The organism is Rhodovulum sulfidophilum DSM 1374 (assembly GCF_001633165.1).
GTDB lineage: Bacteria > Pseudomonadota > Alphaproteobacteria > Rhodobacterales > Rhodobacteraceae > Rhodovulum > Rhodovulum sulfidophilum.
On record NZ_CP015418.1, the window covers coordinates 2,374,001 to 2,386,327 of the forward strand.

A 12,327-nucleotide genomic window follows, 5' to 3' on the forward strand; every position below is an offset into this window, starting at 1 on the left:
TCCCTCGCTCGCTCGCGCGCGCCCCGAACCGACCGGAAACCGGGCATCCGGGCTGTCGCACATCATTTCCCATGCGCAATGAGGTTTTCGTAACCGTTTCCTGAAATACCTCAAGGCAGAGTAGGGAGGTATCGGGTTAGACTTGTTCCACCCCTTGGGGCGGAGTCGCGCCCAGGGAAGGAGTATTCCATGGGCCAACCTATCCCGCCGTCGGAAAAATCCGCAGCGACACCGCCCGGAACGGAGGTGAACGAGACGGCTCAGGCCGCCCTGCCGACCGTCGCCGAGCCTGCCGCGGTTTCGGCGCCGCTCAGATCCGCGCCGGAGGCCGCGCCGCCGGTCGCCTCTCCTGCCAATATCGCGCATGCTTTCGAAACCGGCGAATATCCCTACCGTTCGAAGATGTCGCGCCGCAGCTACGAGGCGCAGAAGGCCAGGCTGCAGGCCGAGCTTTTGAAGGTGCAGATCTGGGCGCAGGAGACCGGGCAGAAATTCGTGATCCTGTTCGAGGGCCGCGATGCCGCCGGCAAGGGCGGCACGATCAAGCGGTTCATGGAGCATCTCAACCCGCGCAGCGCCCGGGTGGTGGCGCTGAACAAGCCCACCGAGGAAGAGAAGGGCCAGTGGTTCTTTCAGCGCTATGTGCGCGAGCTTCCGACCGCGGGCGAAATGGTGTTCTACGACCGCTCCTGGTACAACCGGGCGGGGGTCGAGCGGGTGATGGGGTTCTGCACCCCGAACGAGTATCTCGAATTCATGCGCCAGACGCCCGAGCTTGAACGCATGCTGGTGCGCTCGGGCGTGCGGCTGTTCAAATACTGGTTCTCGGTCACCCGGGAGGAACAGCGCCGGCGCTTCGAGGCGCGCGAGACCGACCCGCTGAAACGCTGGAAACTGTCGCCCATCGACAAGGCCAGCCTCGACAAGTGGGAGGATTATACCGAGGCCAAGGAGGCGATGTTCTTCTATACCGACACCGCAGACGCGCCCTGGACGATCATCAAGTCGAATGACAAGAAACGCGCCCGGCTGAATTGTATGCTGCATTTCCTGCATGGGCTCGACTATCCCGGCAAGACGCCCAGGATTGCCCATGCGCCGGACCCGCTGATCGTCGGCCGGGCCGAGCATGTGATCCACAAGGCCGAACACATGCTCGGGACCTCCCTGCATCCCGATCTGCGCCGCGGCCGCGAGGACTGATCGCGCCCGCCCGGCTTGCGTCGGCCGTTTCGGAGGCCATATCGGCGGGCAGGAGGATCTGCCGATGTGGAACGAGCGTTACGCCGGAGACGACTATCTGTTCGGGACCGAGCCCTCGGCCTTTTTGCGGCGCGAGGCCGCCCGCCTGCAGCCCGGCGCGCAGGTGCTGTCTATCGCCGAGGGCGAGGGGCGGAACGCGGTCTGGCTGGCGGGGCAGGGGCACGTGGTGACCGCGGTCGAGGCCGCGCCGAATGCGCTGGCCAAGGCATGGCGGTTGGCCGAGGCGCGCGGGGTGAGCGTTGCGCTTTGCGAGGCCGATATCGAGCGCTGGGACTGGGCGCCCGATGCCTTCGACGCGGTTCTGGGCATCTTCATCCAGTTCGGCGACCGGGCCTGTCAGGACCGGATATTCGCGGGGATGCGGCAGACGCTCAGGCCGGGCGGGCTGGTGCTGTTGCAGGGCTATGCGCCGCGGCAGGTGGAGTATGGGACCGGCGGGCCGGGCGATCCGGAGAAGATGTATACCGAACCGCTCCTGCGCGAGCGCTTCGCCGGGTTCGAGATCCTGATGCTGCGCGATTACGACACCGAGCTGGCCGACGGGCAGGGCCATTCCGGCCGTTCGGCGCTGGTCGAGATGGTGGCCCGAAAGCCGCGTCCGGAGGCGTGAGGCGTCCCTGCAAGGCGGGGCTCTTGCCGCCGCCCCGGGGCGGGGCTATGCCCCGGGCATGACGTCCGCACAGTCCCTTTCATTGCCCGCGCATCTGCGCGCGACACTCGCCCTCGGGCTGCCGCTTGTCGGCAGCCATCTGGCGCAATTCGGCATTTCGCTGACCGATGCGGTCATGCTGGGCTGGTACGATGTCGGGGCGCTGGCGGCCGAGGTGCTGGCAACCTCGCTGTTCTTCGTGCTGTTCGTGGTGATCTCGGGCTTTGCCTGGGCGGTGATGCCGATGATCGCGACCGCGGCGGCGGCGGGCGACGAAACCCAGGTCCGGCGCGTGACCCGGATGGCGCTGTGGATCTGCCTCGGATTCGGGCTGCTGTGCCTGCCGGCCTTCTTCCTGTCGGAACGGGTTTTCCTGGCGCTGGGCCAGACCGCCGATCTGTCGGCCATGGCGCAGGACTATCTGGCCATCGCCGGGCCGGGCCTGTTGCCGGCGCTGGTGGTGATGGTGCTGAAAAGCTATCTTTCGGCGCTGGAGCGCGCCCGGGTGGTGCTGTGGATCACGCTTGGCGGGGTCGCGGTCAACGCCTTCGGCAACTACCTGCTGATCTTCGGCAAGTTCGGCCTGCCCGAGATGGGCCTGCAGGGCGCGGCACTGTCCTCGCTGATCGTGAACCTGGTCTCGATGGCGGCGGTCGTGCTTTACGCGCTGTGGGCCACGCCCGAGCACGAGCTGTTTCGTCGGATCTGGCGCCCGGATTGGGAGGCGTTCTGGCGGGTGTTCCGGCTGGGCTGGCCGATCGGGCTGACAAGCCTCGCCGAGGTCGGGCTTTTCGTCGCCTCCTCGGTGATGATGGGCTGGATCGGCGAGGTCGCGCTGGCCGCGCATGGCATCGCGCTGCAGATCACCTCGGCGATTTTCATGGTGCATCTGGGGCTGTCGAACGCGGCGACGATCCGGGCGGGCGCGGCGCTTGGGCGGCGCGACCGGACCGGGCTTTATCGCGGCGCGGTGGCGGCCTTCGGGGTGTCGGGCGTCGCGGTGGCGGTTTCTCTGGTGGCCTTCCTGGGCTGGCCGGAGGCGCTGGTGGGCGCCTTCATCGACCCCGGCTCGCCCGACCGGGCGGCGGTGCTGGCGGTCGGCACCGGGCTTCTGGCGGCGGCGGCGCTGTTCCAGCTGGTCGATGCGGCGCAGGTGATGGCGCTGGGCCTCTTGCGCGGGGTCCAGGATACGCGGGTGCCGATGGTCATGGCGGGGATCAGCTACTGGCTGGTGGGAATGCCGGTCAGCTACGGGCTCGGTTTCGGGCTGGGCTGGGGCGGCATCGGCATCTGGCTGGGCCTTGCCCTTGGGCTGGCGCTGGCGGGCGTACTGATGATGACGCGGTTCTGGTCGCGGGACTGGGTGCCCGCCGCCCCGTAGACCGACAGCGCCCGCGCGGGCCCCTTGGGGCGGCGCGGGCGCCGGGAGTTCAGTTCAGGCTGGCGCAGAAGTCCTGGATCCGGGTGCAGGCCTCTTTCAGCGCCTCATCCGAGGTGGCGTAGCTGACGCGGAAGTTGGGCGAGAGCCCGAAGGCCGCGCCGAAGACCACGGCCACGCCCTTTTCCTCCAGAAGTGCGGTCGCGAAGACCTCGTCATTCTCGATCACGACGCCGCCGGGCGAGGTCTTGCCGATGCAGCCCGCGATCGAGGGGTAGACGTAGAAGGCCCCCTCGGGCACCGGGCAGTCGATGCCCTCGGCCGCGTTCAGCATCTCGACCACCATGTCGCGGCGGCGCTGGAACACCGCGTTGTTCCCGGCGATGAAATCCTGCGGGCCGGTCAGCGCCTCGAGTGCGGCCCATTGCGAGATCGAGGAGGGGTTCGAGGTCGATTGCGACTGGATCTTGCCCATCGCCTTGATCAGGTCGGCGGGGCCCGCGGCATAGCCGATCCGCCAGCCGGTCATCGCATAGGCCTTCGAGACGCCGTTGCAGGTCAGGGTGCGGTCGTAAAGCCCGGGTTCGACCTCGGCGGGCGTGCAGAATTCGAAATCGCCATAGGTCAGCTTTTCATACATGTCGTCGGACATGACATGCACATGCGGGTGCCGCATCAGCACCTCGGTCAGCGCCTTCAGCTGATCGCGCGTATAGCCCGCGCCGGTCGGGTTCGAGGGCGAGTTGAAGATGAACCATTTGGTCTTCGGCGTGATCGCCGCTTCCAGCGCCTCGGGCGTGATCCGGAAGCCGGTCTCCATCTTGCCTTCGACGATGACCGGCTCGCCGCCCGCCAGCAGCACCATGTCGGGATAGCTGACCCAGTAGGGCGCCGGGATGATCACCTCGTCGCCCGGATTGAGCGTCGCCATCAGGGCGTTGTAGAGGATCTGCTTGCCGCCCGCGCCGACGCTGACCTGGGCCGGTTCGTAGTCGAGATTGTTGTCGGCCTTGAACTTGGCGCAGATCGCCTTTTTCAGCTCGGGCAGGCCATCGACGGCGGTGTATTTGGTCTCGCCCCGGTCGATGGCGGCCTTGGCCGCGTCCTTGATGTTCTGGGGCGTGTCGAAATCGGGCTCGCCCGCGCCGAGACCGATCACGTCCTTGCCAGCGGCCTTGAGTTCCCGCGCCTTGGTGCTCACCGCGATGGTCGGCGAGGGTTTTACACGCGCGAGTGTCGCAGACAGGAAGGACATGGTCGTCTCCGGTTTGAAGTTGGGGTCACTTTCTCATAGGGTGCCTTAAGACACCGTTCAAGCGGCTTTGCCGAAAGGAGCTTGCACCGATGGGCACTTCCGAAACCGACACTGCCGAGTGGTATTCCGAGGATGCCGCCACCTTCGGCGACCGGGTCGTCGCGGCACGCGAGGCGCTGAGCATGACCCAGACCGAGCTGGCCAAGCGGCTGGGCGTCAGGCTCGAGACCGTGAAGGACTGGGAAGACGATGTGAGCGAGCCGCGCTCGAACAAGCTGCAGACGCTGGCCGGCGTTCTCAACGTGTCGATCATGTGGCTTCTGAACGGGCATGGCGACGGGCTTGAGGGGCCGGGCGACGAGGCGGCCATTCCGGGCGAGGTGCGCACGATTCTGGGCGAGATCCGCGCGGTCCGGGCCGACATGGTGCGGCTTGGCAACCGGCTTGGCGTGCTGGAAAAACGGCTCAGGGGAGCACTGAAGGAACATGGCTGAGATGACCGAGTCGACCGAGTCCCGCCGCAAGCGGATGCATATCCGGGCCTGGCGGCGCGGCACGAAGGAGATGGACCTGATCCTCGGCGGCTATGCCGATGACCGTCTGGCCGCCATGGACCAGGCCGAGCTGGAGTTGTTCGACGCCCTGTTGGCGCAGGACGATCATGCTCTCTATCAATGGGTTACGGGGCAGGACGCGGCGCCCGACGCCTTTGCGCCACTGGTCGCCGAACTCGCCGCGCGACCGGCGCCGAGCTAGAGTAATCCTGCCTTTTCCACGTTTTAACCGAATATTCGCGACTCATTTCATATTCCTGTCCGGGCACTGCGAACGGCGGAGACATAAATGAGCATCCATTCCCCAATCCCGGAGGGCGACCATCGGGAAGTCATGACCGACTATCTCGAGGCGCTGTCTCTGGTCGAGCGGCTGCACCGGCTGCTGCTCGACGTCATCAAGGACGAGTTCGAGCGCCTCGGCGTGCTGGAACTGAACTCGGTCCAGGCGCTTCTGCTGTTCAATATCGGCGAGAACGAGGTGACCGCGGGCGAGCTGAAATCGCGCGGCTACTATCAGGGCTCGAACGTGTCCTACAATCTCAAGAAGCTGGTCGAGAAGGGCTACATGCACCATCAGCGCTGCGAGATCGACCGCCGCGCCGTGCGGGTGCGCCTGACCCCCAAGGGCCGCGAGATCCGAGAGATCGTCGGCGGCCTCTTCGCGCGCCATGCCGAGGGGCTGGTGGCGCGCAATGTCGTCGACGATAACGGTCTTCGCGACATCACCGCCGCGCTCAAGCGGATGGAGCGCTACTGGTCGGATCAGATCCGCTACATCTACTGAGATTTGCGGCGAGGGGCGTGCCGGGCCTGGGCGGGACCTGCCCGACGGCAATGGCCTGCAACTCGCGGGAAGCTTGCGCTCAATCGTCTCTGCGACGTTGGAAAAGCCGCTGGCGGTCTCGACGAAGGCGCCGGGGCCGCGGGCCAGCTTGGCTCGGAAATGAACGACCAGTTCGTCGAGATCGGTCTCGGCATGATCGACCTGAACCGAGGCGCCGATACCAATGGCCAGCGCATTGACCGTGACCTCGCGGACCACGCCCTCCCGCGGCTGCGGCCTGTCATTCGAGGTGCCGTCGCCGGTCAGATCGAGCGTCGCCTGCCAGCAGGCGCCACCTTCGGCCAGCAGTCTTTTGCCCCAGCCGAGCGCCGCACCGATGGCGGTGCTCCGCGCCGCCGGATGCCGACCGGTCCGGTGCAGCCTGTCGGCCGCTCCGGTCAGTGCCGCCGGGCTGTTGATCAGCGTTCAGGAGAGGATCAGTCTCTGGTCGAGCATGCCGCTCCATTCGAAGATCGCCAGTGCGACCGGTGCCGAGGGGATGTGCGGGAAGGCCGCCTGCACCTCGGGCTGCAGCAGCGCCGGGGCCAGCCCGTCGCGCCGCAGCCGGGATTCCCAGGCCGACCGAGCCGGAGACATCCAGTCCGATGGCCAGCGCCTGGCGGCAGTCGATGGTCCCGGCCGGGGCGGGTAGGAGCTGTGCCAGAGCGAGCGTGACCCCGCCCGCATCGGATCAGCCGCCGCCCGGGGGAACGGAGACGGTCCCGCCATAGACCCGCGCGGCGACTTCGCGCATCAGCTTGCGCCGGATCGCGCGTTCGAAATCGGCAAAGTCGCGGGCGATTTCGACGAAGGCGCCGGGGCCTCGGATCACCCTATCGCGGTAGAAGGCGAAGACTTCGATGTCGCTGGGGCTGCCGCCGCCGATTGCCAGACCGTTCACCGTGATGCCCTGGAAGGGGAAGTTGCGATAGGCAAGCTCGGGGCCGAAGCCGTCATTGTTGATGCCGTCGCCCGAGATGTCGAGCGTCCGCGCCGCGCAATCGGGCGCGCTATCGAACAGTCGCGCCCCGAAGCCAAGCCCGAAGCCCATCGCGGTGGGGAAGGCGGCATAGGACCGGCGCGATCCGGCAATCGCCTCGGCCGCGCCGAGGATCGCCTCGGGGCTGTCCAGAATCTGCCAGGGCAGGACCACGCGCTGCTGATAGCGACCGCTCCATTCGTAGACGGCCAGCGCCACCGGCAGGTCGGGCACGGACAGAAACTCGGCCTGAACCTCGGGCGCGGCCAGCGCCGCGGCTAGGCCGGCCCGCTGCAGGGCATCCTCGCCCGGATCGACCGAGGACGAAATGTCGAGAGCGAGAAGCAGGGCCAGCCGACAACCGGCCTCTGCCTTGAAGGGCGCAAGCGCCAGAAGGCCGGCGAGCCTTACCAATGCCCCGTATTGGGCATGCTGGCCCAGGGCTCGGCGGGGGCCAATGCCTCGCCGATCTGCAACAGCTCGACCGAGATATTGTCGGGGCTGCGCACAAAGGCCATATGCCCGTCGCGCGGCGGACGGTTGATGGTCACGCCGGCCTCCTGCAGGCGGGCGCAGATGTCGTAGATATTCTCGACCCCATAGGCGAGATGGCCGAAATGACGGCTGTCCGAGGGCAGGCCCTCGTCGCCGTCCCAGTTATAGGTCAGCTCGATGGGGCAGTCTTCCTGTCCGGGGGGCGCGAGAAAGACCAGGGTGAAGCGGCCCTTGTCGTTCTCGACCCGGCGGGTCTCGGTCAGTCCGAGCAGGCGGTAGAACGCCATCGACGCCTCGAGGTCCTTCACCCGGACCATGGTGTGCAGGTAACGAATTTTCATGCATGCCTCCGTCTTCTGCGCTGCCATCTAGAACGGATCCGCATCGCGGCGAGGGGGCACAGCAGGCCGAGCCCGATCCGCGCCCTTCCGAACGGCGGCCGTCGTCGCAGGCGGCAAAGGGGCGATGGGGCGGAGTTCTGCGCGGCTCCGTCCTGCTCGAAGCCGTCCGGCGGCGGCTTTGTCAAAGCGCCGGTGTGTCTTCGGAACGATGCTCGCAGAGCCGGGGCGTTGCAGCAAAACATCGCCGGGCATTGCTGCGCGTCCCACAGGATGTCGCGGTTTTTCTCGGCCTTCGGCGTATATATAGTCTGGCTCGACTCACATCTTTGCCGGAAAGGACGCCCGATGCCCGTGACTGAGGACCAGCTAGCCGAGATCGAGGCCCAGCGCGCCGAGACCGCGCCGACCCGCCGGGTGGTGGCCCCTGGCATGGAGGCCCGCCTTTACAGCGTTCATCCGGTGCTTGACCATGGTTTCGTGCGGGTGGTCGATTACATGGGCGACGATGCCGCGATCTGTCAGGCGGCACGGGTCAGCTACGGGCGCGGCACCAAGGCGGTCTCGAATGACGAGGGGCTGATCCGCTATCTGATGCGGCACTGGCATTCGACGCCTTTCGAAATGTGCGAGGTCAAGTTCCACGTCAAGCTGCCGGTTTTCGTCGCCCGGCAATGGATCCGTCACCGTACCGCCAATGTGAACGAATATTCGGCGCGCTATTCGATCCTCGACCGCGAATTCTACATTCCCGCCCCCGACGCGCTGGCGGCGCAGTCGACCGTCAACAACCAGGGCCGCGGCGAGGTTCTGGAAGGCGAGGAAGCGGCGCGGGTGCTGGACATCCTGAAAACCGACGCCGGACGCTGCTATGACAATTACGAGGCGATGCTGGGGCAGGACGGGCAGAAAGGGCTGGCGCGCGAACTGGCGCGGATGAACCTGCCCGCGAATATCTACACCCAGTGGTATTGGAAATGCGATCTGCATAACCTGTTCCATTTCCTGCGTCTGCGGGCCGACAGCCATGCGCAATACGAGATCCGGGTCTATGCCCAGACCATCTGCGAAATCGTGGCCGACTGGGTGCCTTTGGCCTACAAGGCCTTCGAGGATTACCGCATCGGCGGCGTCAATCTCTCCGGCCCGGCGATGGATTGTATCCGCCGCATGCTGAAGGGCGAGGCCGTGACGCAGGAAACCTCGGGCATGTCGAAGGGCGAATGGCGCGAATTCGAGGCGGTTTTGGCCCCGGCGGGCGAGCGCTGAAATATGATTTTTCCACTTAACCTTCTCTTCCTGTTATTCGCGGGATGAGAAGGTTAAGTGGGCAAACTAGAGGGTGTCGGCCTCTCGCGAAACCATGTGAAGTGTCGCGCCCTCTGGCAGGGTTTCAGAAAAACGCTCCAGCGCGTTTTTCATTTCCTTCCTCTTCGTCAAATCTAAGAGGTAGAAGAAGACAAAGGGGGATGCGGCAGTGATCTGCGATGTTTCTAGGTTCAGGACTCGTTCTCTCTCAAAGCCAGAAGATTACGGTCGCAGCGAGTGCGATTGCTGAGAAGAAGGTTTGTGGGCAGCGGTCATAACGGGTTGCAACCCTCCTCCAGTCCTTGAGCCTGCCGAACATGATCTCGATCCGGTTGCGACGTTTGTATCTGCGCTTGTCGTACCGGACGGGCGTCTTGCGTTTCTGTATCGACCCACTGAAAACCTGCTCATGCTACAAGGGAGAACGTAGCCATGAGTAAGACGATGGACGACAGCATCAAGCGGTTGACGGCGAAGCGTAAAACGGCGCTCGTCATCGAGATCATCCAAGGCAAGACGACCGCGTCGGAGGCAAGCCGGTCCTTCGACCTGACGCCCTCCGAGATCGAGGGCTGGGTCGAGGATGCCAAGCGCGGCATGGAGAACTCGCTGCGCGCCAACCCGCTCGACATCCGCGAGCAATACGAGAAGCAGCTCCGGGACCTGCAGGAAGCCTATGGAGAGGCGATGCTGGAGCTGCGGGCGCGAAAAAAGCTGCAGGCCCTGCTGGATGCGCAGGACGGGAATTGATCCGTCGCACCCAGCAGGGCCTCATTGCCGAGGGCGTCGTTGTGTCCGTCGCCAAGCTGTGTGCCTGGTTCGGCATCCCGAGGCGGACGGTCTACTACAAGCCGGTGAAGGCTGCGCCTAAGGTCGAGGCCCGCTTTTCCGAGCCGATCAAGAAGCTGATCGAGGAAGAGCCGTCCTTTGGCTATCGGACCGTGGCTTGGCTCCTGGGGTTCAACAAGAACACCGTGCAGCGGATCTTCCAGATCAAGGGCTGGCAGGTGCGCAAGCGTGCCGTGGGCATGCGGCCTCGCATCCAGGCCGTGCCGTCGGTTGCGGCTGCGCCGAACGAGCGCTGGTCGACGGATCTCGCCCGTATCTGGACGGGCAAGGACGGCTGGGATTCCTTGGCGTTGGTGATCGACTGCCACAACCGCCGCCCTCATCAGGCCCTTGCCATGCGCACGCCTGCCGAGGCATTCACATTAGCGGCTTAACCTAAGCAGATTCAGCTGGGTCGATACAGTGGCATTTGCGGGTGTCGCAGGCACCGTCGGCGGTGACGCTGCCGATCTGCTCGTGCGCCGGGATCTGTTTGAGCAGGTCGGGTAACGATGTGGCTCCCTGTGATCTCCACGGCCCGAATTGAACCCGCGATACGGTATGTTCACAGTCAGGGTCTTCTGGCGGCGGGACAGGGTGCTGAAGTCAGGCGCCGTCCAGTCGAGGCCAACCAGCTGCAGCAGGCTCTCGACGAAGCCGGTCGTCTGCCTGAGCGCCATGCCGAATAGCACCTTCATCGAAAGGCACGTCTGAATGGCAGCATCGCTGTAGGTCTGCTGGCGGCCACGCCTGCCTGTCGGAGCGGCATCCCAGCTCATCTCGGGGGCGAACCAGATCGTCAGCGAGCCCCGGCGCTTGAGCGCGTGCGCCGGCGGGCTCGGACCAATGGCGCCCTCACCGGCTTACTGTAGGCTGGCCAGTTCCTGGTCCTGTAGGTCGGGGATGTGGGTCTGCTCATGCATCCCAGCTACCGCACTGGATTCAAAAGATGAATCCCTCACAGAATTTGTGCAGCAGAGCCACTCGAGATCCAAGACTGGCCGCCAATCATTCGCATTGGAGAATTGTTGCTGTGCATGGGGTGGTCGAGGAAGGACGTGACGTCCCGTTCGCGGTCTGGTCGTTGCGCAGGGAACCGGCGCCTGTCCCCGGACGTTGGCCCGACAACTGACGCAAAGCCGCGAAGGAGGGGCCATGTCCGTGATCATTGCCGTCATTCTATATTTGGTCACGGTGCTGGTGTTTCTGGCGCTCGATGCGTTGATGCTGCGCCATGTCATGCAGCCGCTCTTCGCGCGCTATCTCGGCGACTGGATGCGCGACCGGCCGCGGATGGGGGCGGCTGCGGTGTTCTACATGGCCTATGTGCTGGGACTGGTCTGGCTGGTCTCATGGCCCGCGCTGGTGCGCGGCAATCCGGGACAGGCGCTGATCGAGGGCATGGTGGTCGGCGCGATGGCCTATGGCACCTATGAATTCACCAATTTCGCGACGCTCAAGCGCTGGTCGCCGCTGCAGGTGACCCTCGATACCTGCTGGGGGACGCTTCTGACCGGTATCTCGGCCTGTATCGGCGTCTTCGTCGCGCGGATCTTCGTCTGACGCGCGGCGTTCGGGGAACAGATCCGGGGGGGGCAGTGGCGGCCGACACGCCGCCACCGCCCGCCTTATCGATCAGATCGCCCGGAGGTCTCCGGCCGACTTGCGACCGTCGCGACCCTCGATCATTTCATAGGCGACCTTCTGGTTATCGCTCAGACCGGTCATGCCGGCGCGCTCGACGGCGGAAATGTGCACGAACACGTCCTTGCCGCCATCGTCGGGTGCGATAAAGCCGTAGCCCTTGGTGGTGTTGAACCATTTCACGGTGCCGGTGGGCATCGTCTGTCTCTCCTCGGTCGGTTCTGCGCCCGCGGAATTGCGGCGCAGCAGGTCACAGCCAGGTCTTCCAGTCTTCCGGCTGCCCCTGAAGGAGGAGCGGTCGTCCAGGTCGTCTGCCGTCACATTGAAACAATGCAGTAAGATTCGTGAAAAAATCAAGACCCCTGTAGATTGCACCATAAACTCGGCTAGGTTGTGCCCGGAAACAATCGAGGTTTGGAATGATTATTTACGGTTTAAAAACATGCGATTCCTGTCGAAAGGCCAAGTCGGCGCTGGAGCGCATGGGCAAGGCTGTCGATTTCCACGATATGCGCGACGATCCGCTGAGCCGGGAGGAGCTGGCCCGATTCCTCGCGGCGCTGGGGCCGGATCTGGTGAATCGGCGCTCGACCACCTGGCGCGGGCTCGACGAGGCGGCCCGGGCGGGCGATCCGCTGGATCTGCTCGAGGCCCATCCGACGCTGATGAAACGCCCCGTCATCGAGGCCGGGGGGCAGCTTCATCTCGGCTGGAACGCGAAGACCGAGGCCGCGCTGGCCGGTTGAGCCGCGCTGGCCGTCAAACACACCAAAGGCGCCGGATCCACCGGCGCCTTTGCGTTTTCGTATG

The 12,327-nt window shown here is 65.1% G+C and carries 15 protein-coding genes and 3 pseudogenes; 11 read left to right on the plus strand and 7 right to left on the minus strand.

Features of this window, described 5'->3' with window-relative positions:
• Positions 1–189: 189 nt before the first annotated feature.
• The 3 genes from ppk2 (at position 190) to A6W98_RS11240 (ending at position 3,293) form a co-directional block, all read left to right on the plus strand.
• Positions 190–1,203: a polyphosphate kinase 2 gene (ppk2, locus tag A6W98_RS11230; RefSeq protein WP_081251900.1), complete on the plus strand. Its 1,014-nt coding sequence runs from the start codon at positions 190–192 to the stop codon at positions 1,201–1,203.
• Between the two features lie 64 nt (positions 1,204–1,267).
• Positions 1,268–1,873 (plus strand): SAM-dependent methyltransferase, encoded by a 606-nt coding sequence (locus A6W98_RS11235; RefSeq protein WP_042461543.1) that lies wholly within the window; start codon positions 1,268–1,270, stop codon positions 1,871–1,873.
• A 58-nt stretch (positions 1,874–1,931) separates the two neighbouring features.
• Positions 1,932–3,293 (plus strand): MATE family efflux transporter, encoded by a 1,362-nt coding sequence (locus A6W98_RS11240; RefSeq protein ID WP_042461545.1) that lies wholly within the window; start codon positions 1,932–1,934, stop codon positions 3,291–3,293.
• Positions 3,294–3,342: 49 nt separating this feature from the next.
• Here the strand turns inward: A6W98_RS11240 and A6W98_RS11245 are convergent, their stop codons facing one another.
• Complete coding sequence (locus tag A6W98_RS11245; protein WP_042461547.1) at positions 3,343–4,545, minus strand: pyridoxal phosphate-dependent aminotransferase; 1,203 nt, start codon at positions 4,543–4,545, stop codon at positions 3,343–3,345.
• Between the two features lie 89 nt (positions 4,546–4,634).
• On the opposite strand from A6W98_RS11245, the gene A6W98_RS11250 reads away from it, so the two are divergent.
• The 3 genes from A6W98_RS11250 to A6W98_RS11260 all read left to right on the plus strand — a co-directional run bounded on the left by A6W98_RS11250 (position 4,635) and on the right by A6W98_RS11260 (position 5,886).
• Positions 4,635–5,039 (plus strand): helix-turn-helix domain-containing protein, encoded by a 405-nt coding sequence (locus tag A6W98_RS11250; protein ID WP_042461549.1) that lies wholly within the window; start codon positions 4,635–4,637, stop codon positions 5,037–5,039.
• Between the two features lies 1 nt (position 5,040).
• Complete coding sequence (locus tag A6W98_RS11255) at positions 5,041–5,301, plus strand: FAD assembly factor SdhE (protein WP_042461551.1); 261 nt, start codon at positions 5,041–5,043, stop codon at positions 5,299–5,301.
• Between the two features lie 87 nt (positions 5,302–5,388).
• Positions 5,389–5,886 (plus strand): MarR family winged helix-turn-helix transcriptional regulator, encoded by a 498-nt coding sequence (locus A6W98_RS11260; protein ID WP_042461553.1) that lies wholly within the window; start codon positions 5,389–5,391, stop codon positions 5,884–5,886.
• An 81-nt stretch (positions 5,887–5,967) separates the two neighbouring features.
• Here A6W98_RS11260 and A6W98_RS21960 read toward each other — a convergent pair.
• The 3 genes and pseudogenes from A6W98_RS21960 to A6W98_RS11270 form a co-directional block, all read right to left on the minus strand.
• Positions 5,968–6,654, minus strand: a pseudogene (locus A6W98_RS21960) (DUF1194 domain-containing protein); the annotation flags it as partial.
• A complete protein-coding gene (locus tag A6W98_RS11265; RefSeq protein ID WP_042461555.1) occupies positions 6,617–7,318 on the minus strand; it encodes a DUF1194 domain-containing protein in 702 nt (233 codons plus the stop codon). The gene A6W98_RS11265 and the pseudogene A6W98_RS21960, both read right to left, overlap by 38 nt.
• Positions 7,312–7,740: a VOC family protein gene (locus A6W98_RS11270; protein WP_042461557.1), complete on the minus strand. Its 429-nt coding sequence runs from the start codon at positions 7,738–7,740 to the stop codon at positions 7,312–7,314. The genes A6W98_RS11265 and A6W98_RS11270 overlap by 7 nt, the downstream gene beginning before the upstream one ends.
• A gap of 345 nt (positions 7,741–8,085) precedes the next feature.
• On the opposite strand from A6W98_RS11270, the gene thyX reads away from it, so the two are divergent.
• Positions 8,086–9,006 carry an FAD-dependent thymidylate synthase gene (thyX, locus tag A6W98_RS11275; protein WP_042461560.1) on the plus strand — a complete coding sequence of 307 codons (921 nt, stop codon included), beginning with the start codon at positions 8,086–8,088 and terminating at the stop codon, positions 9,004–9,006.
• Positions 9,007–9,253: 247 nt separating this feature from the next.
• Here the strand turns inward: thyX and A6W98_RS20355 are convergent.
• A pseudogene (locus tag A6W98_RS20355) lies at positions 9,254–9,430 on the minus strand (transposase); the annotation flags it as partial.
• Positions 9,431–9,477: 47 nt separating this feature from the next.
• On the opposite strand from A6W98_RS20355, the gene A6W98_RS11280 reads away from it, so the two are divergent.
• Together A6W98_RS11280 and A6W98_RS22350 are read left to right on the plus strand one after the other, a co-directional pair.
• A complete protein-coding gene (locus A6W98_RS11280; protein ID WP_042456997.1) occupies positions 9,478–9,795 on the plus strand; it encodes a DUF1153 domain-containing protein in 318 nt (105 codons plus the stop codon).
• Positions 9,792–10,268, plus strand: a complete 477-nt coding sequence (locus A6W98_RS22350; RefSeq protein WP_211138696.1) for a hypothetical protein — start codon at positions 9,792–9,794, stop codon at positions 10,266–10,268. Before A6W98_RS11280 ends, A6W98_RS22350 begins: the two co-directional genes overlap by 4 nt.
• Before the next feature lie 28 nt (positions 10,269–10,296).
• Here the strand turns inward: A6W98_RS22350 and A6W98_RS20360 are convergent.
• Positions 10,297–10,792: pseudogene (locus A6W98_RS20360) on the minus strand (transposase); the annotation flags it as partial.
• Positions 10,793–11,037: 245 nt separating this feature from the next.
• Here A6W98_RS20360 and A6W98_RS11290 point away from each other — a divergent pair.
• Positions 11,038–11,436: a DUF2177 family protein gene (locus A6W98_RS11290; protein WP_155734891.1), complete on the plus strand. Its 399-nt coding sequence runs from the start codon at positions 11,038–11,040 to the stop codon at positions 11,434–11,436.
• A gap of 72 nt (positions 11,437–11,508) precedes the next feature.
• On the opposite strand, the gene A6W98_RS11295 is transcribed toward A6W98_RS11290, so the two are convergent.
• Positions 11,509–11,715: a cold-shock protein gene (locus A6W98_RS11295; protein ID WP_042461564.1), complete on the minus strand. Its 207-nt coding sequence runs from the start codon at positions 11,713–11,715 to the stop codon at positions 11,509–11,511.
• Between the two features lie 221 nt (positions 11,716–11,936).
• Between A6W98_RS11295 and A6W98_RS11300 the strand changes: the two genes are divergently transcribed.
• On the plus strand, positions 11,937–12,263 hold the full coding sequence (locus A6W98_RS11300; protein WP_042461566.1) for an arsenate reductase family protein: 327 nt from the start codon (positions 11,937–11,939) through the stop codon (positions 12,261–12,263).
• The last annotated feature ends 64 nt before the right edge of the window (positions 12,264–12,327 follow it).